General features: G+C 39.6%; 21 protein-coding genes and 3 pseudogenes. 10 read left to right on the forward strand and 14 right to left on the reverse strand.

Going from position 1 to position 24,027, the window contains the following annotated elements; genetic code table 11:
- Nucleotides 1-80 precede the first annotated feature (80 nt).
- The 6 genes from GN217_RS19010 to GN217_RS12585 all read left to right on the forward strand — a co-directional run bounded on the left by GN217_RS19010 (nucleotide 81) and on the right by GN217_RS12585 (nucleotide 5,040).
- Entirely contained in the window at nucleotides 81-341 is a 261-nt protein-coding gene (locus GN217_RS19010; protein ID WP_232334429.1) for a DUF421 domain-containing protein, read from the forward strand.
- Complete coding sequence (locus tag GN217_RS12565; protein ID WP_232334430.1) at nucleotides 319-762, forward strand: DUF421 domain-containing protein; 444 nt, start codon at nucleotides 319-321, stop codon at nucleotides 760-762. Before GN217_RS19010 ends, GN217_RS12565 begins: the two co-directional genes overlap by 23 nt.
- A 499-nt stretch (nucleotides 763-1,261) precedes the next feature.
- Nucleotides 1,262-2,308: a FecCD family ABC transporter permease gene (locus tag GN217_RS12570; protein ID WP_156857022.1), complete on the forward strand. Its 1,047-nt coding sequence runs from the start codon at nucleotides 1,262-1,264 to the stop codon at nucleotides 2,306-2,308.
- On the forward strand, nucleotides 2,305-3,066 hold the full coding sequence (locus tag GN217_RS12575) for an ABC transporter ATP-binding protein (protein ID WP_156857023.1): 762 nt from the start codon (nucleotides 2,305-2,307) through the stop codon (nucleotides 3,064-3,066). Before GN217_RS12570 ends, GN217_RS12575 begins: the two co-directional genes overlap by 4 nt.
- Nucleotides 3,067-3,095: 29 nt before the next feature.
- Nucleotides 3,096-4,100: an ABC transporter substrate-binding protein gene (locus tag GN217_RS12580; RefSeq protein WP_156857024.1), complete on the forward strand. Its 1,005-nt coding sequence runs from the start codon at nucleotides 3,096-3,098 to the stop codon at nucleotides 4,098-4,100.
- Nucleotides 4,087-5,040: a ferrochelatase gene (locus GN217_RS12585; protein ID WP_156857025.1), complete on the forward strand. Its 954-nt coding sequence runs from the start codon at nucleotides 4,087-4,089 to the stop codon at nucleotides 5,038-5,040. The genes GN217_RS12580 and GN217_RS12585 overlap by 14 nt, the downstream gene beginning before the upstream one ends.
- Nucleotides 5,041-5,103: 63 nt before the next feature.
- Here GN217_RS12585 and nhaC read toward each other — a convergent pair whose 3' ends face one another.
- Nucleotides 5,104-6,486, reverse strand: coding sequence for a Na+/H+ antiporter NhaC (gene nhaC, locus GN217_RS12590; protein WP_156857026.1), 1,383 nt, complete (start codon nucleotides 6,484-6,486; stop codon nucleotides 5,104-5,106).
- Nucleotides 6,487-6,755: 269 nt separating this feature from the next.
- On the opposite strand from nhaC, the gene GN217_RS12595 reads away from it, so the two are divergent.
- Complete coding sequence (locus GN217_RS12595) at nucleotides 6,756-6,926, forward strand: hypothetical protein (protein WP_156857027.1); 171 nt, start codon at nucleotides 6,756-6,758, stop codon at nucleotides 6,924-6,926.
- A gap of 343 nt (nucleotides 6,927-7,269) precedes the next feature.
- On the opposite strand, the gene GN217_RS12600 is transcribed toward GN217_RS12595, so the two are convergent.
- The 5 genes from GN217_RS12600 to GN217_RS12620 all read right to left on the reverse strand — a co-directional run bounded on the left by GN217_RS12600 (nucleotide 7,270) and on the right by GN217_RS12620 (nucleotide 15,311).
- A complete protein-coding gene (locus GN217_RS12600; RefSeq protein WP_156857028.1) occupies nucleotides 7,270-9,036 on the reverse strand; it encodes an L-lactate permease in 1,767 nt (588 codons plus the stop codon).
- 577 nt (nucleotides 9,037-9,613) lie between these two features.
- Nucleotides 9,614-11,026, reverse strand: coding sequence for an FAD-linked oxidase C-terminal domain-containing protein (locus tag GN217_RS12605; protein ID WP_232334435.1), 1,413 nt, complete (start codon nucleotides 11,024-11,026; stop codon nucleotides 9,614-9,616).
- A gap of 75 nt (nucleotides 11,027-11,101) precedes the next feature.
- The gene (locus tag GN217_RS12610; protein ID WP_198042652.1) at nucleotides 11,102-12,451 is read right to left on the reverse strand and encodes a (Fe-S)-binding protein; all 1,350 of its coding nucleotides are present in this window, start codon (nucleotides 12,449-12,451) and stop codon (nucleotides 11,102-11,104) included.
- A 31-nt stretch (nucleotides 12,452-12,482) separates the two neighbouring features.
- Entirely contained in the window at nucleotides 12,483-13,799 is a 1,317-nt protein-coding gene (locus tag GN217_RS12615) for an FAD-binding oxidoreductase (RefSeq protein ID WP_156857030.1), read from the reverse strand.
- A gap of 339 nt (nucleotides 13,800-14,138) precedes the next feature.
- On the reverse strand, nucleotides 14,139-15,311 hold the full coding sequence (locus tag GN217_RS12620; RefSeq protein ID WP_156857031.1) for a pyridoxal-phosphate-dependent aminotransferase family protein: 1,173 nt from the start codon (nucleotides 15,309-15,311) through the stop codon (nucleotides 14,139-14,141).
- A gap of 713 nt (nucleotides 15,312-16,024) precedes the next feature.
- Between GN217_RS12620 and GN217_RS12625 the strand changes: the two genes are divergently transcribed.
- From GN217_RS12625 to GN217_RS12635, 3 genes are read left to right on the forward strand one after another with little or no spacing between them, the layout of a single operon-like run.
- Complete coding sequence (locus GN217_RS12625; RefSeq protein WP_156857032.1) at nucleotides 16,025-16,744, forward strand: (Fe-S)-binding protein; 720 nt, start codon at nucleotides 16,025-16,027, stop codon at nucleotides 16,742-16,744.
- A gap of 18 nt (nucleotides 16,745-16,762) precedes the next feature.
- Entirely contained in the window at nucleotides 16,763-18,190 is a 1,428-nt protein-coding gene (locus GN217_RS12630) for a LutB/LldF family L-lactate oxidation iron-sulfur protein (protein ID WP_156857033.1), read from the forward strand.
- A complete protein-coding gene (locus tag GN217_RS12635) occupies nucleotides 18,187-18,888 on the forward strand; it encodes a LutC/YkgG family protein (RefSeq protein ID WP_156857034.1) in 702 nt (233 codons plus the stop codon). The genes GN217_RS12630 and GN217_RS12635 overlap by 4 nt, the downstream gene beginning before the upstream one ends.
- A 341-nt stretch (nucleotides 18,889-19,229) precedes the next feature.
- Here GN217_RS12635 and GN217_RS12640 read toward each other — a convergent pair whose 3' ends face one another.
- From GN217_RS12640 to GN217_RS12680, 8 genes and pseudogenes are all read right to left on the reverse strand, one after another.
- On the reverse strand, nucleotides 19,230-20,210 hold the full coding sequence (locus tag GN217_RS12640) for an ABC transporter permease subunit (protein ID WP_156857035.1): 981 nt from the start codon (nucleotides 20,208-20,210) through the stop codon (nucleotides 19,230-19,232).
- Between the two features lie 3 nt (nucleotides 20,211-20,213).
- Complete coding sequence (locus GN217_RS12645) at nucleotides 20,214-21,074, reverse strand: ABC transporter permease subunit (RefSeq protein WP_156857036.1); 861 nt, start codon at nucleotides 21,072-21,074, stop codon at nucleotides 20,214-20,216.
- A gap of 55 nt (nucleotides 21,075-21,129) precedes the next feature.
- Nucleotides 21,130-21,264 (reverse strand): annotated as a pseudogene (locus GN217_RS19225) (GNAT family N-acetyltransferase); the annotation flags it as partial.
- 668 nt (nucleotides 21,265-21,932) lie between these two features.
- Nucleotides 21,933-22,112: a hypothetical protein gene (locus tag GN217_RS12655; protein ID WP_232334431.1), complete on the reverse strand. Its 180-nt coding sequence runs from the start codon at nucleotides 22,110-22,112 to the stop codon at nucleotides 21,933-21,935.
- A 191-nt stretch (nucleotides 22,113-22,303) separates the two neighbouring features.
- Nucleotides 22,304-22,483: pseudogene (locus tag GN217_RS12660) on the reverse strand (helix-turn-helix domain-containing protein); the annotation flags it as partial.
- A 196-nt stretch (nucleotides 22,484-22,679) separates the two neighbouring features.
- Nucleotides 22,680-22,886: a hypothetical protein gene (locus GN217_RS12670; protein WP_156857040.1), complete on the reverse strand. Its 207-nt coding sequence runs from the start codon at nucleotides 22,884-22,886 to the stop codon at nucleotides 22,680-22,682.
- A 121-nt stretch (nucleotides 22,887-23,007) separates the two neighbouring features.
- Nucleotides 23,008-23,328: a hypothetical protein gene (locus GN217_RS12675; RefSeq protein ID WP_156857041.1), complete on the reverse strand. Its 321-nt coding sequence runs from the start codon at nucleotides 23,326-23,328 to the stop codon at nucleotides 23,008-23,010.
- A 315-nt stretch (nucleotides 23,329-23,643) separates the two neighbouring features.
- Nucleotides 23,644-23,901 (reverse strand): annotated as a pseudogene (locus tag GN217_RS12680) (phosphoribulokinase); the annotation flags it as partial.
- Between the last annotated feature and the right edge of the window lie 126 nt (nucleotides 23,902-24,027).

Here is a 24,027-nt window from a genome sequence, read left to right on the forward strand (position 1 = left end):
GCTCCTCCTTTTCCATGAATTGATATGCATATCTTGCCCCATACTAAAGCTAAATAATAAATGTAAAAGGTGGAAAAAAGATGCCGGAACTGATATTAATCTTACTACGCTCAATCGCAGCTTTTTTATTATTATTTCTCATGGCGAGAATGATGGGAAAGAAACAAATTTCCCAGCTTACATTTTTTGATTATTGTGTTGGGATCACGATTGGCTCGATTGCTGCAACAATGTCTGTTGACCAGAATGTTAAGGCATTGAATGGCTTAATGTCATTATTCGTGTGGGGGCTCTTTCCAATCTTGCTCCTATATCGGAATGAAATCCAATGCATTCTCTAATCTGACAGATGGAAAAGCGACAACCCTTATAGAAAACGGCAAGATTCTTGAGAAGAATATGAAAAAGAATCTGATGAATCTCAATGAATTAATGCTCTTATTAAGGGAAAAAGACGTTTTTAAAGTGTCTGACGTTGAAATGGCTATATTAGAGACGAACGGTAAATTAAGTATTATGTTAAAAACCGATCAGCAACCGGTTACTGCAAAAATGTTAAACATGCCAATTCCCTTGGAACATGGTCCGATGATTTTAATTATGGATGGAAAAATGATGACAAAAAGCATGGAAGTGTTAGGGTTCACTGCTGAATGGCTAGAAACAGAAGTGAAAAAGCAAGGCGCCTATGATATTAGTGATGTATTTTTAGCACAAATCGATTCCAAAGGACAATTGTATGTCGATTTATATGATACTTGAACCCACTTCTTGATCAAGCATGCTGCTGGTTGCAATCCTCGTCATTCTAGCCTGGAAAGTCCCCGATTAGTACGGCCTTGACCGCTGGGCATTGCCGGCGTTAGGAACACCGTGGAAAGTACGAAATAAGATATTAGAAATCAAGCGGGCAGTGTTTTTCCACAAAATTGGATGAAACGCTGCCTTTTTTAATAAAATTATGAATGATTCAGTACATTTCCTCGAAAAGCAAGAAGAACTTGCCTCTTTTTGCTATAATGGTAATTCAATAAAGTGAAACTTCATTCAGTGGGAAATCCTTACCTTCCTTCCACTGAATATTAGTTGAACAGAATCAGGTATTTACAGACTGTTTATCCCCGACCTTCACATATTGGGTTTCCTTCCTATTTAAAGATGGGGATATTACAGACCGTTAATACGTGATAAAAAGAAAATCCAACTACCCTTACCACCCGAGAGGAGTACAAATTGAAGGTGCTTTATGAATAAATTAACAATGAGATGGAAGCGTAATCGCGTCTTTAAAACAACAATTACATTAGTGCTGATGACAATCATTCTAGCTGTCGCGTTTATCGTAGGGGTTTCTCTAGGACCGATTTCGATTCCTTTTAAAGAAACGATTATGATATTTTTACATAAACTACAGCTCATTAATTATGCTGGTTTCACAGACCAACAGTGGGTCGTCATTACAGAGGTCCGCCTTCCCCGCGTACTTGTCGCAAGCTTTGTCGGTGCTGCTTTAGCGGTTGCCGGTGTTGCAATGCAAGGCTTGTTTCGTAACCCTCTCGTTGAACCCGGTTATATCGGTGTTTCCAGCGGGGCTGCTCTCGGTGCTGTTTGTGCGATATTTTTTGGTTGGTCAGCAATAAATCAGTGGTTGCTGCCAATATCTGCATTTATTGGTGCCCTATTCGCTATGTTTGTCATCATCATTGTCTGGAAAGCGACGAATCAGCGAAGTATAGCGGTATTACTTTTACTCGGCATCGGTGTCAATTCCTTTTTCTCGGCAATGATGAACGTGCTCGTCGCTACATCTAAAAACGAACAAGAACTGCGAGGCATCGTTTTCTGGTTGCAGGGAGGCCTTGAAGCCAGAACATGGGAGCATGTCCTCATTATCTCGATTCCGATTACCATTGGTATTATCATCTTATTCTTATTTGGCAGCCAGTTGAATATGATGCTCCTCGGCGAAGATCATGCGAAAACTTCGGGAATCAACACGCGGGTTACTCGCAACTTTGTGCTTACCATTGCCGCATTAATCACCGGTGCAGCAGTTGCTGTTAGTGGAATCATCGGCTTTATCGGACTCGTTGTTCCGCATATATTAAGGCTTGCTATCGGGCCAGATCACCGACTACTCTTACCGGCAAGTGCACTTGGCGGGGCAGCATTCCTTATCTTAGCAGACTTAATTTCGCGAATGGTCATTCAGCCGATCACATTGCAGGTTGGTGTTGTGAGTGCCCTGATCGGTGCCCCATTATTTGTCTTTCTTATTATCAGAGCTTACAAAGGAGTGTCTTTATGATCGATGTTAGCAATTTACATGTAACGCTCGGTGATAAACAGATTTTAAAAAACATAAACTTTCATGTCGCGCCAGGCGAATTTATCGGTCTAATTGGTCCGAACGGCAGCGGGAAAACAACTTTACTGAAAACAATTGCCCAACTGATCACTGCTAAGGAAGGAAAAATAAAGATTGCCGGTAAGGATCAGAAAGCATACTCCCATAAAGAAATGGCACGACACTTAAGCTATGTTCCCCAGGATACCCATATCGATTTCAATTTCAATGTCAAAGAGGTTGTTTCCATGGGGAGGCATGCTCATCGTGAATTCTTACAATCCAATAAAGCTGACGAAGAGATCATAAAAGAAATGATGCTCGCAACGAATACGTGGCGCTTTCGGGATGATTCCATCCTGAATTTGTCCGGTGGTCAGCGACAGCTCGTCTTTATCGCAAAAGCTCTCGCACAAGATGCACCGTTGATTTTACTCGATGAACCAGTCTCCGCCCTTGATATCTATTACCAAATGCACATATTAAAATTACTGCAAGCACTCACGTCCCAGGGTAAGACAGTTGTAACAGTGCTGCATGACTTGAATCTTGCTTCCCGCTTTTCAGAGAAGCTACTTTTGCTGCAAAATGGCGAAGTAAGGACATTTGGCCATTCAAATGAAGTATTGACAGAAGAAAGATTAAAAGAAACCTACCATATCGATGCGAAAATAAGACGGGATGAACTAATCGATGCATTAAACGTAACCCCTCTTTAAAAAGGGAATCATGTTCGAGGAGGAATACAATGAAAAGGAATCTATTTATTGTAAGCAGTATATTATGTATCGCCATATTTCTAATTGGCTGCGGATCGACTGATGGAACGAATACAGAAGAAGCGAAAGACGGTAATAAAGTTGAAACCGCAGAAGACAAAAATACACAAGATTTTCCAGTAACGATTGAACATGATGGGGAAGAAATAACAATCAATGAAAAACCGGAAAATATTTTACCATTATCGCTTGACGTAACGGAAATTTTACTGGAACTTGTCGATCCAAGCAGAGTTGTCGCTATCTCTAGTTCTGCTGAAGATGAACATTTGTCAACACATACCGAAAAGGCCGAGGAAATTCCTAATCGGGTTTCTACGGCGGCATATATTGATCCAGAAGAAGTCCTCGCCTATGAAACAGATTTACTTTTACTAACGAAAATGCATGGGCAGGAAGAAGATGCGAGCAGTATTTTAAGTGAAATTGACCTACCGATTATTACTTTTGAAACGATGGGTACACTTGCCCAATTCATGGAAAATATCGAAGTAATCGGTCAAGCAGTTGGAGAAACGGAAAAAGCAGCCGAATTGATTGAACAGATGGAAAATGATATCACAGCAATTCAAGGTAAAATTCCAGAAGATCAAGATGCACCATCTGTCTTAGTTCTTTCGGAAGTCGGAGCAGGAACCGGACCATTCATGATGGGACCTGGAAACATTTCCTATGATTTAATCCAATTAGCTGGAGCAACACCTGCAGTGGATCAAATCGGCTTGGAAGGCTCTACTCCCGCTTCCATTGAACAAGTGATGAAGATGGATCCGGATTATATTTTCCTGCTTGACTTCTTTGGTAATGGGGAAGAAGATTTCACCGAATTAAGTGAGAATCCCGGCTGGGGTAGTCTGCAAGCAATTGAAAACGACCGAGTCAAATTGCTTGATGTAAAATATTTAATGAACCCAAACGTGGAAGTAATTAAAGGACTTGAGATTATGGTTGATTGGATATATGGATTGGAGTGATTCAATGAATATTCTTGTTTTATTTAGTTATGGAAGTCTCACGTCGATTGATGATGTTGCTGGATTTTACAATGATATTTATCATGGAACAGCTACAGAGGAAAATATCGCTGCAGGGGTCAAGACATATGAGGCACACGGCATGGCTGACCCTTTAGGAGCGAATACAGCACGCGTCGGCCGAGCATTGGTAAAGAAATTAACGAAAGAATCTGGTGAAAAATGGATTGTCTATGTAGCCAACCACCATACAGAACCATCGATTCAAACCGTTGCTGAGGAATGTATTAAGCTAAACCCGAAGCGAATCGCTACATTCAGTCTCACACCATTTGATTCGCTTACGGGCAGTAATGCATATGAAAAGCGATTCACCAAAATATTTCGGGAAGAAAATGACCAAACGAAAATCGTCCATGTAGCAACCTACTGTGATCATGACCAATTTGTCGAAGTTTTAGCTGACCGTGCGAAAACCGCTTACGAATGGCTGCCAGAAGCGGAACGAAAGCAAGCGGAAATCGTGTTCACGGTCCACAGCAAGCCCGGCGTTCCGAAAGCACATCAAACGATGATTATGCAATACGAAACATTGGCTAAGAAGGTTGCCGATTCTCTTCCTGTTAAAGACTACCATCTAGCTTATCGGAGCGGTAAACCTCTTCCCCAGCGCTGGTTAGGGCCGGATGTGCTTGATGTAGTTGATGAGCTACATGCAAAAAACGTCCCAGCCGTTATCTTTATTGAAGCACTGTCCGTTATAGAAAATATTGAAGCGATCCAGGAGATTACAACGGATGCGATCAATAAGGCGAAGGGGCTTGGCATGAGCGCCGTGCAAAGTGAATACTTAAATGACAGTGCGGATTTTGTTGATGCGTTATGTGATCATCTCTCCGTAGAGTTGCAGATGGAAACTGGGGCCGCTACCATTAAATAATTCGTACAAAAATAAAAAGCCTTTCTCCCCATTGGGATAGGCTTTTTATTTACTTTATAGCTCTTATTCGCTATAATCTTTTCTAGCAATCGTCCATCCAGTAAACCCAAACAGCAGGTTTATCAATGGAACAAGATAAATAAAGAATGCATATGGTATGTATTCCCAAGCACTTACTCCTAGAATTCCCGAGGCAAACACTGCGGTCACACTCCAAGGCACAAGGTTTATGCCAACCGTAGCCATTGATTCAACTGTTCTAGATAAATTTTTCGTATCAATATTCATTTCTTTATATTTCTGCACAAAGGTTCTTCCCGGCAATATAATAGATAAATATTGCTCTCCACTTGCTAACACAACAACAGAAGTGGTTAATAAGGTAGAGGCGATTAAAGATCCGGTTGTCTTTACCTTCTCCAACAGTTTTCTTGTTAAGACTTTAAATGATCCCGTTTCTTCTAGGATACCACCAAAAGCTGTGGCAACAATTAAGATACCAACTGTCTCCAGCATGGAGGTAAACCCGCCACGATTTAATAAGGAATCAACAGCTTCAACACCCGTCTCGATTGCAAAGCCAGTTGACATTGCTTGAACAGTTGACGCAATAGAACTTCCTTGAATAACGACAGCAATAGCAGCACCCAATAAACCAACACTCATTAAAGCCGGTAGTGCCGGCACCCGCCTAATCATTAAAAAAACAGTAAAGACTGGAAGCAGTAATAACAATGGATGAATTACAAAAGCATCGTTTAACGTTTCCATGAACATATCAATCAAAGCTGAATCCAATTTAATATCCGTCACTTCAGATTTCCCGATCATCCAAAATAATCCAAGTGCTAGCAAGAATGCAGGAATCGTATCCCATAACATATGTTTAACATGACTAAATAAATCTGTTTCAACCATCGCCGCAGCAATATTTGTTGTGTCAGACAGTGGCGATAGTTTATCTCCAAAAAACGCTCCAGAAACAATAGCTCCCGCAACAAGTGCCGGAGAAAATCCTAATGCGTCACCAATTCCCATAAAAGCTATCCCGACTGTTGCGATAGAGGTGAAGGATGTTCCAAGTGTAATGGACACAATCCCCGTCACAAGGCCAGTGATTGGAACAAACCAGGCCGGACTAATCAGCATCATGCCATAGTAAATCATCGTAGGAATCGCCCCACTAGCTATCCAGGATCCTATAATCATACCAATCGTTAATAAAATAAACAATGCTGGCAAAACCCTGCTTACACCATTTGCCATCATCTTTTGAACTTCATTCCACTCCCACCCAGAACGAACAGCCATGATGGAAGCTAATATCACTCCAACGATTAACGGAAAACTCATGCCAGCATCCCAAATGAAAATAGAACTTGCTCCTGCAATGATTAAACCGATTATTGGAATGAGTGATTTTGTAAAGGTTATGCTCTTCTTCATTGTATCCTCCGTTATTTTCTAAAAATCTATTTACATACTTAGAATATAACAGTCCTTAAAATCACTCTAGAATACTTTAGTGAATTAATGCGTTTATTCAATGATGTATTGATGCTCTTAAATGATAAGCAATTTACGGTAATTAGTCAACCAATCTTTCATTATATGCGTATTAACCGCATATAGAGAAAGTGAATATAAATTATTACGTAATAGAGTAAATAATCCGAACTTCCGTTAAAACGAAAGGAAGAAAGGAGGTTTCTAAAATGCCTAATCATGAAAAACAAAAAATTACAATTGACCGAACGAAGGAAACACGCTCCAGGGAAATTGCAGACATGATTAATGAAGGTGGACTCGGTTCAGAGCAATATTATGTCATCCTTAAGCAACAGAACGACGAGGAACATCAAAAAATTGACAATACAGATCACTGAGCATGAAAGTAAGTAAAAGTTTATCCGAGAACTGAAACTTCACTATTACGAACAAACTAGATATTCCTTATCCACTGGACACAAGCGCAAGAATTTCAGTAAAATCCCAGCCTAAAAATCATTATGTAAAATATTAAATGCTGCTAACTCCAAAGTCACGCTATGTACATTGGAGTTAGCAGCGTTATAAAGTGAAACTCATTCAGTGGGGATTTACGGACTATATATCCCCCAACCTCACATGTTGGGCTTCCCCCATGTTTAGAGGTGGGGGCTTTTACAGACCGTTAATACGTGGTAAAACTCAATCTAAATCTACCTAAAAGAGCGAAACGAAAGTAATTTATGCACTCTTCTTATTTCCTCCAATCGCATTCAAGCGCTTGTTGTTTGTCGCAATAATATAAATCGCAATGGTCCAAATAATCAGTGCAAGGATTGAGCCAATATTAAATATTCCTTTTTCTGCTGTCCATATTATGGAATAGCCGATGGATCCCGCTAAAAGTGAATAATAGAAAAACGGCAGAAGCGTTTTACGAATAACGTGACCTTCTTTTCCTACGAGCCCAACAACAGCTGATGCTGCTACGACGTTATGCACACAAATCATGTTACCTGCTGCGCCACCAACTGCCTGAAGGGCAACTACCCAAGAGGGATCAGCGCCAATGCGTTCACCTACTCCAAATTGAAAGTAAGAAAACATCATATTACTGACTGTATTACTACCAGCTACAAATGCTCCGATCCCTCCAATAAATGTTGCGAAAATCGGATACACGGAACCTGCAAGATTTGCCACACCTTCCGCTAAAGCAATTGGCATTTCTGGGTAGCCCGCTGCTCCGCCTGCTGTGTTGATAAATACCTGTACCATCGGAACCGTAAACACAAGTGCAGAACTGGCAGCAATTATTGTTTTACCGGACGTCTTCCATGCCCTCGCAAAATCGCTTGGTTTCATTCTGTGCATAAAGTATGTGATTACAGCAACAACAATAAAAATAAAACCTGGAGAAAATAAAATTTCCCAGCTGGAACTAATATTTGATCCAAAAATATTAGGAACTACGATCTCAACAGACTTAAGCCAATCTCCAACTACCGTCAATCTTGAAATCAATAAAAATACAGCAATCAATACGTAAGGAGCCCATGCGCGCCACATGCTGATTTTACCTGCATAAATTTCGTTGTTTTTCAGTTCAACCCGACCGGTCCAGGTTGGATCCCAGCGGTCTTTTTCCTCAAAATCCCAGACATCTTCCCCTTTTGGGGTAAGAAAACCTTTTTGGACAGCAGGAATTACAATTGCGAGTCCAATTAATCCTCCAAGCAACGCTGGAAATTCAGGGCCTAATATATTAGCAACAATAATATACGGTATCGTCATCGCAAGTGCTGCAAATATCGCAAACTTCCATACCTTCAGACCTTCGCTAAATGATTTGTTTTTCCCGAAAAATTTCGTTAAGATCCCAACTAAAAATAATGGGACAAATAATCCTGCAATAAAATGAAGTGCGGCTACTTTAGTAGCAGCATCGAAAATAAAACTTGAAAGATTTGTGATTTGTGTAAGTGGCTCAACTCCTGAACCTACTCCCACAAGCATTGGTGTTCCAACAGCTCCGAATGATACTGGGGTACTTTGAATTACCAAGCCAGCAACAACCGCAGCCATTGCCGGAAACCCAAGCCCAACCATTAACGGTACTACAACAGCTGCAGGTGTACCAAATCCTGCAGAACCTTCAATAAACGAGCCAAACAGCCAAGCAATGATAATGACCTGAATACGGCGGTCTGGTGAAATATCTGTAAAACCGCGACGAATCGTGTGCAGACCTCCACTTTCCTGTAAAGTGTTCAATAGTAAAATCGCACCGAAAATAATAAATAATAAGGTGACAGCAACGATTAGACCGTGAATAGAAGCAGCGGCAACTTGCGGAAAGGCTACATCCCAGACAAAAAGTGCCAGTAGGACTGCAACGATGTAAGATAGCGGCATCGCTTTACTCGCAGGCCACTTTAATCCTACTAAAAAGACTGCAACAACAATAATCGGAAGTAACGCCAGAATAGCTAACATTCCATCCCCCATTTTTTTCCCTCCTTGGATTTCATTTATATTAAGCAATACTATTACTTCTGATTATTGCTTAATGATGATGGTGGGGTTTTCCTCCATTTTGTTATGTTGCCTCTTGCTGTACCGAATCTTGAAGTTCACTAGTTCCATATATTTTACATATTATTTCAACCCTCTCTATCAAAGTTGCGCATAAGGCCGCATACTTGTCTAATCAGCATAACGGATAATGACACTCACCTTTGGAAGCGTTAACAAAATTGTCTTTTTCTTTTATAGAAATGCTCTAAATCGGAATACCAACGAAGCTTCGTAAACTGAAGCTTCATTCAGTGGGGAATTCTTTACCTCCCCGACTGAATGTTAGTTGAACAGAATCAGGGATTTACGGACTGTATATCCCACACCTTCACATGTCGGGCTTCCCTCCTGTTTAGAGGTGGGGGTTATGACAGACCGTTAATGCGTGCTAAAAAGTGCCCTGAAAGTTATGCTATCTATCTTTTAATCTGATAAACTTCATCGCTAATCGCTCTCATACAACAGTCCCCGTTGCTTCCTCATTTGTATTAAATCGTTTTCTATTAACTTATTGAACAGGATGCAATTCTTCGTGGTCTCGCCCTGTTATTTCAACACAGCGTCCGGGCTGTGGGAATAGTTTACCTGGATTCAACAAGTCTTCCGGGTTAAATACGTTGCGGATATTTGTTTGCGCTGCTATCTCTTCATCCGTAAAAATAAAACGCATTTCGGCTGATTTTTCAATCCCGACCCCATGTTCACCCGTAATCGATCCACCGACATCTGCACAGACCTTCAAACATTCTGAACCTGCTCTAGATGCACGTTCACTTTCACCTGGAACGCTTGCATCAAACAAAATTAGCGGATGAAGATTTCCATCCCCTGCATGAAAGATATTTGCAATCCGGAGATCATACTTCCTGCTAATTTGTGTGATTTTTGCTAAGACTTCCGGTAATCGGGTTCTCGGAATTACTCCGTCTTGCACAAGATAATCCGGGGATATTGCCCCCATTGCACCAAAACCCATCTTGCGGTTTGCCCACCAGAGGCTACGTTCAGCTTCATCTTTAGCGACTTTTACTTCACGGACATTATTTTGTTTACAAACCGTGAGAATTTCCTCAATCTGGTCATCAATCCCTACAGCAATTCCATCCACCTCAATCAGAAGAAATGCGGCAATGTCCCTTGGATGTCCTACTGGGTAAGCGGCTGATTCCACGCCTTCAATGGCAATCTCATCCATCATCTCCAGTGCGGCAGGAATGATACCTGCAGCGATAATATCCGAGACAGCTTGGCTGGCATCATCAATATCATCAAAGTAGGCAAGCGCCGTTTTCTTTCCCTCGGGATTTTTTAAAACTTTCACCGTAACCTTTGTCACAATTCCAAGTGTTCCCTCAGAACCGGTAAGTAAGCCTAATAAGTCATATCCTGGCTGGTCTGGAACCCCTTCTTCCCCGATTTCCACAATTTCTCCGCTCGGGAGAACCATTTCAAGCCCTAATATATGGTTTGTGGTCACCCCGTATTTCAAACAATGGGCACCACCCGAATTTTCGGCGACATTTCCACCAATCGTGCATGCATACTGACTGGAAGGATCCGGAGCATAATAGTAGCCTTTATCTGAAATAGATTGGGTCAATTTCAAGTTAATATAACCTGGTTCCACTACTGCTTTTCTATTTTCCAGGTCCAGATGGAGCATTCGCTTCATTTTCACCAAACTGATGAGCACTTCCCCGCCCAGCGGTGTCGCCCCTCCGCTCAAGCCCGTTCCTGCCCCTCTTGCAATATACGGGATCTCTTCTTTATTTAAACATTTCACCACTTGAGAAACCTGCTGTGTATCTTTTACAAATACAACGGCTCGCGGCATCCCCTTATACATCGTATAACCGTCACATTCATAGGATATGAGGTCTTCCTTTTTATAAAGCACTTCATTTTCTCCAACGATAGCCATTAATTTCTGAATGACAGCATCCAACCCTTGTATTTTACGCTTTTTTCCAAACAAGCCGAGCACCTCCCTCATTTCTTATGATTTCAATAGCTGTTTGTCTTTTTCATAGGCCCAGTCAAGCAGTTGGATGGTATGAACAACCTTTTCACTACGGCCATGCTTCTTGACCCCCATTGCAATTTGCAGCATGCAGCCAGGGTTACCCATTGAAATCATTTCCACATTATCCGGTATATCATCCATCTTCCGGTCAAGCAGTTTACCTGCCATTTCGGGATGTGTGAGATTATAAATTCCCGCGCTGCCACAACATCTGTCTGCATCAGGCAAATCTACCATTTCTACACCCGGGATTTCTTGCAAAAGCTGGCGTGGTTCAAAGCGGACCCCTTGCCCGTGCGCCAGATGACACGCATCATGGTACGTAATCTTTGTGTTGATTGCAGATTTTGGCCGTTTAAAATCATTGTCATATAAAAACTTGGAAACATCCTCTATCTTTTGGGAAAACTCTTCCGCCAGCGGGAGCATCTCCGGATCATTGCGGAATAGCTCATCATATTCCTGGAGCGCACAGCCACACCCAGCTGCATTGACCAGCACTTTATCAAAATCTTTAAAGGCTTCTATGTTCCGTTTTGCGAGTTCCTTCCCCGTCTTTCTATCACCAGCGTGAATATGAAGGGCACCACAGCATCCTTGTTGTTTTGGCAAGCCGACTTCAAAACCATTATGATTTAAAACGCGAATGGTCGCTTCGTTCACATCACTGAACATGATATCCATCACACAGCCGGTCAGCATACCAACTCTTTCTTTCACCTTCCCTTCCGCCGGGACCTCTTCCGGATATCTGCCAAGCACAGGTTTTCCAACTTCCGGAAGAATCGCTTCCATATCCTTCATATGATTTGGCATTACATTCAGCACACCCGTTTTTCTAGCGATTGTTTGCATACCGCTTTTCTGATAAAACCGTATGAGACCGCCAAGCATGTTCAGCCGTTTCTTATTTGGGAAAATGCCATTTAAAACCGTTTTGCTGACAGTACCTTTAAAACCTTTTAAAGGCATTGCTTGACGGATTTGGCCCCGGGCTTCCTCAATCAAACCACCAACCTGAACATCTGCCGGGCAAGCTGTTTCACAGGCTCTGCAATCAAGACAGTCAAATACTGGCTTGGAGAACGCTTCATTAATATCAATTTTTCCTTCTGCGACTGCTTGGATTAAATAAACCCGACCTCTTGGCGAATGCTGTTCTTCTCCTGTTTCCTGATATGTCGGGCATGCCTCTAAGCACATGCCGCAATGCACACAATCCGCCCATTTATCCGGATCAGGTAAATCATCCCAAATATAATTTCCCAAGGTCTTCGTTTCACAGGCGGGTCCACCTTTTTCCAGCATATTGACAAGGTTCATTGTCTCTTTTTCTTTTTCACCCACATTCATGTCATATTCCTCCTACAAATCGTTTTCTGTTCAGGATACGCTTCGAATCATTCGCTTGCTTAATCCCTTCTAGAAGTGCGAAGTGCGCTGGTTTAACGCCCCAAACACTGACCGTTTCCCTTAACTTAAACGGCAAGTGCGTACAAACAACAAACCCGTTTTTCTCTTCTGTTTTTGCTCTTAATTTTTTAATGAAAGAAACGATATCATCGGGGCGGCCTTTTATATATATGCGTGAAATGCCGTGCCCTAAGCCGCCGTGTCCTTGGAGTATTAGGTGATGGGTTTCTGCAAGCTTTTCAGCCGCTTCAAGATTACCAAGTACATCCATGTTGTTGCTGCCGATTTTCAACGCTGCCCAAGTATTTGCCTCATCAACTTCATCATTGTAGCCGTTTGGTCCAATCTGCCGGAAGTCTTCCCACCATTTCTTTGCTTCTTCCTGATACATTACGGTATGTCCCACACCCTCAGGTAGATTTTCTCTTATCCACTTTACCTGCTCGAGCACCGCTTTTTCCCTGTCCTCAAAGGCTATTCCTAAGATGTAGCTGTTCTTTCCGGTTAATATTTCAGCAAGAGTCGGAGTTAATAACTCTAAGGTCACTGGTTCCATTACGGAGTCAAGCAAGGAAACGGAAAAATCATGAATTTTATTTTCACTTCCCTCGGGAAAATGAATGAGCGAAAGTCCTTCATATTTGGGAAGCGGGCGCAGTTTAATCGTAATTTCACTAATCACACCAAGCGTTCCCATCGCACCGATAAAAAGTTTATTCATATCATAGCCAGCAACATTTTTAACCACTTTTCCACCTGTTCGAATTACCCTGCCGTCTGCATAAACAACCCGCAGGCCAATGACTAAATCTCTCGCTGAGCCGTAGAGCAATCGCTTTGGCCCACTGTCATTAGCAGAAATGATGCCACCGATTGTCGCCATTTCCGGCCAAGCTGTATCAAGAGCGACAAATTGCCCTTTTTTCGCCAGTTCATCTGTAATTTCTTTGAGGGTTGTTCCAGGCCTCACCGTCATTGTTAGATCTCCGACAGAATGTTCTACAATGCCTTTATAGTTTGCAAGCGATAATAATATATCTGCACTTTCTGATTCCCCGCCAAAACCTTGCTTCGTCCCACCAGAAATCACGTTAACTGTTTTTTCATGTTCATAAGCAAAGGTGAGCACTTTGGAAATATCCGCTTCGGAATAAGCTTCCATGATTTGCATGCCGCTATTGCCAAGGAGATGCTCTCGTTCATTATTTACTTTTACTTGTTCTTCTGGCAAAATACTTTCTGTGTCTGAATAAATCATATGAATCCTCCTTTGGACAAATGGTTACGTTCTTACCCCAGAATAATCCGAGCCTGCCGTTTAGTTATCTGCACCCCGAAATCACTTTCATTAAATTTTAGTTTTGATCTTGCGTTGTTGAACGCAATGAAGCTATCTAACCAAAGCTATCAATCTTCACGTAATGGATTATGAAATATTTACATTTTAATTTATATTCTGATAAATTTAATTATAGATTAACCATTATTCGCTTAATATCAAGCTTGTTTTTAATGGTTCAACACCTTGCAATTCATCCCCTCCTAATTACGATACAATTTGAAGGGGATTTCTTGCAATATTTTTTAAATAAACTAATTAAAACACTGGGCTTCGCTGTCTTAATGAGGACAAATAAACATCTTGTGCCGCTTTGACCCCAGCTCCAGGCTCAAATGGATAAGCAAAATCTTGTAATCCGGCTTCCATAAGGGAAACAGCTTGAAGAACATCGCTAGGGAAACAATACCCCATATGCCCAAATCTGAAAATTTTACCTTGAAGGTGACCAAGACCACCCGCAAAATCTAGTTGATACTTTTTCTTTAAGTGGGCTAAGTATGTTGCAAGATCCAATCCTTCAGGAGTGCGGATTGCTGTAATTGTTGGGGATGCAAATTCGTCGCTTGTTAACAATTCAATCGACAATGCTTTCATGGCTGATCGAACCATATTTTTCATGACTTCGTGTCTTTCAGCTGTTTTCGCAATCCCACCTTCCTCCTCAATTAAATCGCACACAGCAGAAAGTCCCATAATAAGGGAAACCGCCGGGGTATTGGGAGTCATTCCTTTTTCTGCCCAATCACGATAACTTAATAGATTTAAATAATAAGCAGTCGAACGATTAGCCTCTATCACCTTCCATGCTTTTTCACTAACTGCTAATAAGGCGAGACCTGGAGGAAGCATCATTGCTTTTTGTGAACCGGTTACTAAAATATCAATACCCCATTCATCCATTCGGGCGGACACCCCTCCAATACCGCTCACGCTATCCACTATAAAGAGAGCATCTGAATGTTCCTGAACTACTCTTGCTAATTGTTTTATAGGATTAATGATTCCTGTTGAAGTTTCATTATGCGTTGCAAAGACAGCCTTAATATTGGATAACGGCTTTAAAAATTCAATCAGCTCACTCTCCGTACAGGCCTCTCCCCAATTTTTTTCAAGTTTATGTACTTTTAAGCCGTATTTCTCGCATATCGAGACGAAATAATCCCCAAAGGCGCCTACTGTGATCACAACTATTTCTTCCCCAGGAGAAACAGAATTGACCACAGCTGCTTCAAGCGCGGCCGTCCCACCTGAAGGTAAAAGCAAAATTTCTTGTTTCGTCCCAAATATAGGTTTTACACGTTCCATCGTTTCTCGGTAGAGCTTAACAAATTCCTCTGAACGGTGGCTAATCATATTTTGCGCCATTGCCAGTTCCACCTTTTTAGGTATAGGCGTAGGCCCAGGATGTCTAAGAATAGTTGGATACATAAATTCCCTCTCCCCTTCTTCATTTTTATGTTTAGTATTAGTGCTTTAATTCCCTAGTTGATCAATTAACAAATCACCCCTCACATTTTATCTATATACGGTAAAGATTATATATTATGATAACATCTTTTTATAAAATTTAAATAGTTAGGAGAACAGAAAATACTCTCTCTTCCTGTTATCACGATTAATTACTAAAATATAGACCCCAGTTTAAATAAGTTTGTTGCATCGTGCATTGATACAGTACTAGCAATTTGCTTTCGTTAAATATAATATTAGAGTATATTATAATTCAGAACCTTGTGAATTTAATTGCGTCAATCATATAATCACTAACATCGCATAAATAGTGATTGAATCTTTGATTTTACTTAATAAAGAAACACTTGACTAAAAGTAGAGCCATCCTGCTGATTACAATTCTCACTCATCACTTGATGATTGGGGGTGTTTTAAAAATTGTTACACATATGTAAAATCATTTTTCATATTATTTTTTATACGGTGTTTTTGTGGTAATTGCTGGATTTGGAGGCGTACTTTTCGGTTCTATCATTTATCACGTATTAACGGTCTGTAATACCCCCGCTTCTGGTCGTCGTTAGTGCGGTAGCTATTTCTGTGATAGCTCCGTGGCTGGTCGAACTACTATTATAGTAGGTTATTATATTTGTTTAACCGCGATTTTTTAATAGAGGGAAGTGAACCTAGTGAAAGTTTCATTGTTTATTACATGTCTATGTGATATTTTCTCGGCAAATGTCGGGAAAGATACGGTTGAAATACTAGAACGGGTTGGCTGTGATGTTGACTTTCCGGAATTACAAACCTGCTGCGGTCAACCAGCATACAATAGTGGTTATGTTAAGGAAGCAAAACAACCAATGAAACAGATGATACGCGCGTTCAAAGATTCAGATTATGTAGTTGGCCCATCAGGCTCCTGCGTTGGTATGCTCAAGGAATACCCTAATCTATTTAAGGGTGACAAAGAATGGGAAGAAGGCGCGAAGGAATTAGCTGAAAAATCATACGAATTAACACAATTTCTAGTCGATGTACTGGGGATTGTTGATGTCGGTTCTACGTTTAATGGCAGGATTACCTATCATCCATCTTGTCACATGACACGGATTTTAGGAGTTAACGATGCACCTATTCTATTATTAGAACAAATTGAAGGAATCGAGTTTATCGAGTTGCCGGTAAAAGAAGATTGCTGTGGTTTCGGTGGCACATTTTCCGTTAAAAATGCTGCTATCTCAGAAGAAATGGTAAAAGAAAAATCACAACATGTGACAGAAACAAAGGCAGATTATCTTGTTGGCGGGGATATGGGCTGTCTGATGAATATTGGCGGTAGAATGCAACGAGAAGGAAAAAAAGTAGAAGTGGTGCACATAACAGAGATTTTAAATACAACCGACTGAGTAAAAGGAGGTCTATTCATGAGCATACAAATTAATGAATCTTCGTATCAAGAACGTGTTCAAAAGGGAATTGAAAATGATTTTATGCGCCAGGCTGTCTCCTCTGCACAGGGACGTTTCAGAACGGGAAAACTTACGCAGGCAGAAGAACTTGGAAACTGGGAAGATTGGCGTCAATTGGGAGAAGAAATCCGCAAGCACACAGTGGAAAACCTTGATTATTATTTGCAGCAGTTAAGTGATCAAGTTTCTAGAAGAGGTGGTAATGTCTTCTTTGCATCCACCGCTGAAGAAGCAACCGAATATATTCAAAACGTAATAAAGAATAAAGAAGCCAAAAAGGTAGTCAAGTCAAAATCAATGGTTACCGAAGAAATTGGTTTAAACCATGCATTGGAACTAGGTGGTGTGGAAGTAGTAGAATCAGACCTTGGTGAATGGATTTTGCAATTAGATGAAGATCCACCATCCCATATTGTCACACCAGCACTCCATAAAAATAAAGAGCAAATTCGCGAAACATTTGCGGAAAAAAGAGGCTACACCAACTCGGATAAACCCGAAGAACTTGCATCATTCGCACGTGACCAGTTACGAAAGGAGTTTTTATCCGCTGATGTTGGAATTACAGGTTGTAACTTTGCGATTGCAGAGTCCGGTACCATTACACTCGTAACGAACGAAGGGAATGCAGAAATGGCAACAACTCTCCCCGATACACTTGTTACTGTAATGGGTATGGAAAGAATTGTACCAACTTGGGAGGAGATGGAAATCCTTGTTGGTTTATTGACAAGATCAGCAGTTGGTCAAAAATTAACAAGCTATATAACGGCTTACACCGGACCGCGCTTGGAAGATGAAATGGATGGTCCAGATGATTACCATCTTGTCATTGTGGATAATAGCCGTTCGAAGATTTTAGGAACAGAATTTCAAGCCGCACTTCATTGTATTCGCTGTGCTGCCTGTATCAATGTTTGCCCCGTGTATCGCCATATTGGCGGGCATGCTTACAATTCCATTTACCCCGGTCCGATTGGTGCAGTACTTACACCATTACTCGATGGCTATCAAGATCACACAGAATTACCTTATGCTTCATCGTTATGCGGGGCTTGTACGGAAGCATGCCCTGTTAAAATTCCACTACATGACATGCTGATCAAACACCGTCAAATTATTGTAGAAAAAGAAAAAAAAGCACCGACAGCAGAAAAGATGATGATGAAGGGCTATGCCAAATGGTCTTCAAGTCCCGCTGCATATAAGTTGAGTACAAAAATGGCACGCCTTGCAATGAAGCCTTGGACAAAAGATGACACAATTGAAAATGGACCAGGACCATTAAAAGATTGGACAACTTCACGTAATTTCCCTGCACCAAGTAAACAATCATTCCGATCGTGGTATAAAGAGAGAGAAAAGAGTGGAGAAGCAAAATGACGATTCAAAACAGGGATCAATTTTTAAATCGTATAGCTGCGAGTCTTGGCCGTCCACGCCGTACAGAAGGAGTCGAACGACCAAAATGGAGTGTCAATCCTCAGCTTGAAGTATTAAAAGGACAGACGCAGGAGAATTTAATAGATGTACTAGAAAAACAATGTAAAATCATTCATACTGTTTTTAAACGGACAGATAAAAATGGGTTAGAGCGGGTTCTTAAGGAAACGATTGAGGCTTATAATGGGAAATCAATAATAGTCCCTAATGATCCACGAAATGAGGAATATGGATTAGCCAATCTATTTCATGAAATCGAACAAAATATAGAAACTCATATATGGGATTATAAAAGGCAAAAAGAAAATCAAATTTTTGCCGAAAGAGCAGATATTGGTATTACGTTTAGTGATATTACACTAGCTGAATCTGCTACGGTGACATTATTCCATCATAAAGATCACGGGCGCACGATTAGCCTGTTACCCCATTCCTATATCGCGATTATCCCAAGGGAAACAATTGTCCCTCGCATGACACAAGCAACACAGCAAATTCATGAAGCAATTGCAAAGGGCGAAGATATTGCATCTTGTGTCAGCTTCATTTCAGGCCCAAGTAATAGTGCAGATATTGAAATGAATCTGATTGTTGGCGTACATGGCCCGGTTCACGCAACTTATATAGTTGTTGACTAGATTTCAGGATGGAAGTTTTGATTTTAACTCGCACCCATTCTGGCTTTGTTTTATTGAACAAGCGTCCTTCTGGCGGTAGGATTAGTAATTTAAATCCAACCTTCAACTCGCGGTAAGTTACGACGCTTGTTCTTGGTTGGATTATCATTAGTGTTGCATAAACTTTTTTATTAGTGTCAGACTTCCCCTATTCCGCGAATTTTCTGTGATATTTAAATGGTAACAGATCCTCCAACAACTTACTCTATGGTATTCTTATTCTATTAATAATTAGCGTAAAATCAATTTCCGTAAGATACGTAAAAAATTAAATGCTAAATCTTTTTGTTTTTGAACAGAGATTATATTCTTTTGTGTTGTTTAATGGTTTTTCCAGTCATAAATCTATCCTCGAGAAAAACATCTTCTATTCCTTTAGTCATTAACTTTAATGCAAGAATGACAAATGTAAAGGAAATAACCACACTAAAAAACATCCAAGACCAACCGCTTAAGTGGTTGAATCCATTACCAACCATGCCGGACCATTCACTAGATACAGAAATATATGCATCTTGGGTGTCATCAAGTTGTTGTTCTATTGTTCCGCCAAATAATAAATGAAAAAATCCAAGGTGAATCAATAAAATCAATACCTTGATTATTTCCTGTATAAACTGAATGAGTAAAACGGGAATCATATATGGTAGCACATGCTTATGAAGTATATGTAACTTGCTCCCTCCAAGTGTTTTTGCAGATGTAATAAATTCATGTTTATAAAAGTGGTTGAGTTGATTTCCTATCAACAAGGACAAAGTCGGTATTGCTACAATGGTTAATACGAAAAATTGGAAAATCATTTTTTGTAATATACTATACCCATCAACTTCACCGTGTGGAGTAAAAAGTACATCAACCAAAATAATATAACAAATAAGTGCAGCTGGAATAAAATAAAATCCATTTACTAAGCCGCTTATGTACCGATTGAGTTTTGAAAAGTAATTTTCGAAAAACAGACCAATGATAGCTGAAATCATCACCCGCAAACCAGCCACAAGTATAGAAATACCAATTGTATATTTTGCACCTTGTATTAATAAAACAAAAATATGTCTTCCTACCTCGTCTGTACCAAGTGGAGGTACCTCGAGGGGGTTAAATGGAGCAGCTGCAGTTATGCTCCCTTCACTATTTCTTAAGAAATCAGTAACTGGTATCTTTCCTTGAAAAAATACGGTGTGCATAATACTAGATGCTAGTAATAAAAATAAAAATATAAAACCAGATAAAAAAAGCGGATGCTTGAATAATCTTTTAATCATAATTCCTGTAATCATAACTTAAACCTCCACTTGTTTACCTGTTATCTTTTCAATCACAATCTGTATGGACGCCTGCATCATATAAATAGGAATAAACATGGTTAACAGTCCTATTGCCAATATCTGCACCGAACCATGCATAAGCATAAACCGCATTAAACCATCTATATTGAATGCATATTCAATCATAAGTAGGTTAGATAGCATAAACCAGATTATAGATTTAGATTGTAGAAAAATATTGATAACAGCATTTCGCAATACATGGGAAAACAAAACGGAGTAAGTTGACAATCCTTTAGACTTTGCAACATCGATATACTGTCGAGATATTTCTTCCTCAAAATCATAAATCATAATACGATAGAAAAATATTGTCGGTAAAATGGTAAGAACGATAATTGGAATGACAAAAATTTGATTATCACCAAAAGACGCAATACTAAAAAAAGGTAGGTTTGTGTGTTTGCGGATAAAAATTGCAGTCATTATCGAAATACCAATTACAAATATATCTGGAATGGATTCTCCGATAAAAAGAATGGCTCTGATTATTTTACGTATTTTCTCCGTAACTATCATAGTGATTAGAGTTGACCCAAGAGCAAAAGTAAATGCGATAAAAAAGGAAACAAAAAGAAGAATCATAGAATATCTCCATAGTGGCCAAATCCCTGGGAATAGGAAATATGTTGTTTGGAAATTTTCATATGTTATTGCTTTTGGATCAACTAAACTGGAAGCAATAGACCCTACTCCGGAGAGATAGGAAGATATATCTAATTTCATTCCATCAAACAGAGCTGGGAGAGCCGATATTAAAATAATTCCAATGAATGTCAAAACAAATTTTAATAAAATTCGGTAGTATAGACTCATCTTTCGCCCTCTTTCATCATTCACAATGATATTTAAAATGGACCAATAAAAGACTCATTGTACCTTCATAACGTAGCCCGACTTTTTGCATTACCTTACCCGATGCTTTATTCTTACTCATTACTGATGCCCAAATTCGATTTAGATTAAGTTCATTAAAACCAAATTCAAGCATTTTTTTAGAAACCTCGTTCAGTTTTAATCGCTCGCAACATATTCAATCATCCCTTTCTTTCATATTTTCGCTGAATTTACACGATTAAACATTACTGTTCCGATAATTAAACGACTCTATCTCCAGTATACTTTAATAACACAAAAGAAAAAATGGCGATTTCTATCATCGCCTTACTTAACACTTACACCCTGTACTTTAAGTAAAGATTTCCACAATCTAATTTATCGGAATAAAAATCGATCTCCTTTTTAAAACTTATTATTTCATTGTTGGACTCGCAATAATCACCTTACCCGTTGAATCCATTTGCCAGTTACCCTTACTTACGAACATTATCCCGTTTAAGTTTCCCGTGGAGAAATATATATAACAAAGAAACCGCTATGCCTATTGCTCCTATTACATTTACTGCCGTTGTAGAATAGCTGCTAACCATAATTATCGCAAAAAATAATATCACTAAGAGTACTTGTATCGTCCTATATATTTTTCTCATTACCCAGTCCCCCTCGCAGTGTCTCCAACAAAATGGACTTTTTGTTGAACAGATTCCTTATAAAATTATTTCGAACCTAATAAAACCATCTTTTATGAGCCCGTTTATTAGAATTAACCAAGTATTTACTAGCCAATAGATAATCCTTATTAATATTACTTTATTAACACTAAAAAAAGCCGATTTATTCACTGCTATTAGTGACAGCATACACAGAATTCCCACGTGTTTCTGGATTTACAAATTCTTCTAAATCCTCTTTATCAGCTTCCATATCGTAAAATGAATATTCACCATCATAGTGCCAATTATATGCAATGTCCTTTGCTTGGTCCTGCGTCATAATTTCAAGCTTATAAGTCATAACTATCCCCTTTCGCTATGTCTTTGTGTTTTAGCTTATTCTATTAATAATACTACAAAAGAAAGCGTTTGAATCTTCTTTTATGGAAAAGTAAAATTTCTTATTTAAAAACGCATCTGTGTTACGGATATACTTTTCGTTTACCTAGTCGCGTGGTCCCATCCCCCTTTGATTTCCTTCAACTTTTTTTATAAGCCATTCTGCGCCTCTAAATACTGATTACGGTGTTCCGGTTCTTTAATACGAAGTTGTAATTTCTCTTCTTCGGTAAGACTATGCTTGGACTCGAGAGTTTTTCCACGACGATCTTGGAGACCTTGTTCCCCATCTTTTTCATATTTTCGTACCCAGCTATACACTTGTTGATAAGATCATAGTGCGATCAACTGAATATTCTTTGGCAATTGTACTTACAGACGTCCCACTCTTAATCACTCGTAATATTGCATCAATTCTTTCTTGTAACGTATGCTTACTTCTTCTTTTAGACATAGAAAATGCCCACAATATAGTAGTAGAGAATTTTTATTATTTCTCTATCTACCATATTGAGAGCATATCACGAAATCAGGGGGCTTTCTTTTTCTCTTGTTTTGTATTTGTTTCCATCGTTTTGATACTTTGCTTTCGAATCGCGGCTATTTCCTCAGGATGAATGGCATCGTTATCTAAATAAACACCATGCTTCACCCCGACCGGATCATTCATAACACCCTCACGCAACCCATCAGGATGCGGACTCGGCTCTATATCCTGTCGATTTCTTCTTGACATTGCCTCTCCACCTTTCATTCAGTATTAGAATGGCGGAAGCGGCTGAAAAATATGCATCGTACTTCAAGATATTAAGATGTATCTTTGTAATTGCTTAGCCTTTAGTTGAATTTGGTGTCGCCTAGCTATTGGACTCAACCTTTGACTTTACGTCGTCTTTAGCAGATAGTAGCTCATCCTTTGCCTCTACTGCGCTATCTTTCACATCGACTAATTCACCTTTTGCGTTTTTAACGGAAGAGACTACATCTTTTGATTCCTCAACTACATTTTTAGTTGTATCTTTAATGTCGTTAACTTGCGTATCCAAGATTTCCTGTATTTTATGGATTGCCTCTTTAGAAATATCTGTTGCATTCCGAATACGATTGATAATAGCATCCTTCGTACCATTTGGGTCTTCTTTAATTGTAGTAGCATATTTGTTTACAGTATTCTTCACGTTCTTAGAGGTATCTTTCACTTTCTCGCGGGCATTGCTATTCAGAAGAATTATTGAGAAGCCCCAGCAATTATTCCAGCAACAATCAATCCTTTTTTGGCTTTTTGTTTTTCTATAGTCATACTCACTGAAATCTTCCTTCCATTATTTATTATTCGTTATGTTTTAGATTCCCGTGAGGAAGCATTTTAAACATCTATCCAGTAAAAATGACGTTCTCCCCGTGGAAAGGTTTATAGTAGTTCAACTGGAAGGAACTTTATCTTATAACCAGATTCTGATTTTCTTTTGATTATTACTTTGTTGAATCTTAATCTAATTCAAATTGTCTTTTTCAAGAAAATAACCTTCATTGGAGTTTTTAATAACAATATCAAAATTCTGGTGATAAGGATGCATAAAAAGTTCATACTGAATTCTACGCTCTTCGTGAGATTGCCTTAAAAATTCTAAACTTGTTCCTCTTTCAGTAACATCACGAGAGGATCTTCTCATTAATTCCGTTTCTCCATCCGTATATAAGTAAACTTTTAGATCAAATAAATCTGGATTAGTAAATGCAACACTCATTCCTCCCTCTATATACTTTGATTATCTTCAAAATGCTCCTGTTTTCTTAGAATTACTCAAACGCCATTTTATAGAATGTATTGGTGGGCATAGTGTTCACTCAGAGTGCGGAATATTCAAACAGGGTTT

The sequence above is a fragment of the Oceanobacillus sp. AG genome, from assembly GCF_009746545.1.
Lineage (GTDB): Bacteria > Bacillota > Bacilli > Bacillales > Amphibacillaceae > Oceanobacillus > Oceanobacillus indicireducens.

Coding starts and splice junctions, on each gene's coding strand:
- GN217_RS12585 (WP_156857025.1), top strand. CDS start 4,087: ATGGATTGGAGTGATTCAATGAATATTCTTGTTTTATTTAGTTATGGA.
- GN217_RS12580 (WP_156857024.1), top strand. CDS start 3,096: ATGAAAAGGAATCTATTTATTGTAAGCAGTATATTATGTATCGCCATA.
- GN217_RS12630 (WP_156857033.1), top strand. CDS start 16,763: ATGAGCATACAAATTAATGAATCTTCGTATCAAGAACGTGTTCAAAAG.
- GN217_RS12570 (WP_156857022.1), top strand. CDS start 1,262: ATGAGATGGAAGCGTAATCGCGTCTTTAAAACAACAATTACATTAGTG.
- GN217_RS12640 (WP_156857035.1), bottom strand. CDS start 20,210: ATGATTACAGGAATTATGATTAAAAGATTATTCAAGCATCCGCTTTTT.
- GN217_RS12645 (WP_156857036.1), bottom strand. CDS start 21,074: ATGAGTCTATACTACCGAATTTTATTAAAATTTGTTTTGACATTCATT.
- GN217_RS12635 (WP_156857034.1), top strand. CDS start 18,187: ATGACGATTCAAAACAGGGATCAATTTTTAAATCGTATAGCTGCGAGT.
- GN217_RS12605 (WP_232334435.1), bottom strand. CDS start 11,026: ATGGCTATCGTTGGAGAAAATGAAGTGCTTTATAAAAAGGAAGACCTC.
- GN217_RS12655 (WP_232334431.1), bottom strand. CDS start 22,112: ATGACTTATAAGCTTGAAATTATGACGCAGGACCAAGCAAAGGACATT.
- GN217_RS12565 (WP_232334430.1), top strand. CDS start 319: ATGAAATCCAATGCATTCTCTAATCTGACAGATGGAAAAGCGACAACC.
- GN217_RS12615 (WP_156857030.1), bottom strand. CDS start 13,799: ATGATTTATTCAGACACAGAAAGTATTTTGCCAGAAGAACAAGTAAAA.
- GN217_RS12620 (WP_156857031.1), bottom strand. CDS start 15,311: ATGTATCCAACTATTCTTAGACATCCTGGGCCTACGCCTATACCTAAA.
- nhaC (WP_156857026.1), bottom strand. CDS start 6,486: ATGAAGAAGAGCATAACCTTTACAAAATCACTCATTCCAATAATCGGT.
- GN217_RS12670 (WP_156857040.1), bottom strand. CDS start 22,886: ATGTCAAGAAGAAATCGACAGGATATAGAGCCGAGTCCGCATCCTGAT.
- GN217_RS12595 (WP_156857027.1), top strand. CDS start 6,756: ATGCCTAATCATGAAAAACAAAAAATTACAATTGACCGAACGAAGGAA.
- GN217_RS12575 (WP_156857023.1), top strand. CDS start 2,305: ATGATCGATGTTAGCAATTTACATGTAACGCTCGGTGATAAACAGATT.
- GN217_RS12610 (WP_198042652.1), bottom strand. CDS start 12,451: ATGAACCTTGTCAATATGCTGGAAAAAGGTGGACCCGCCTGTGAAACG.
- GN217_RS12600 (WP_156857028.1), bottom strand. CDS start 9,036: ATGGGGGATGGAATGTTAGCTATTCTGGCGTTACTTCCGATTATTGTT.
- GN217_RS19010 (WP_232334429.1), top strand. CDS start 81: ATGCCGGAACTGATATTAATCTTACTACGCTCAATCGCAGCTTTTTTA.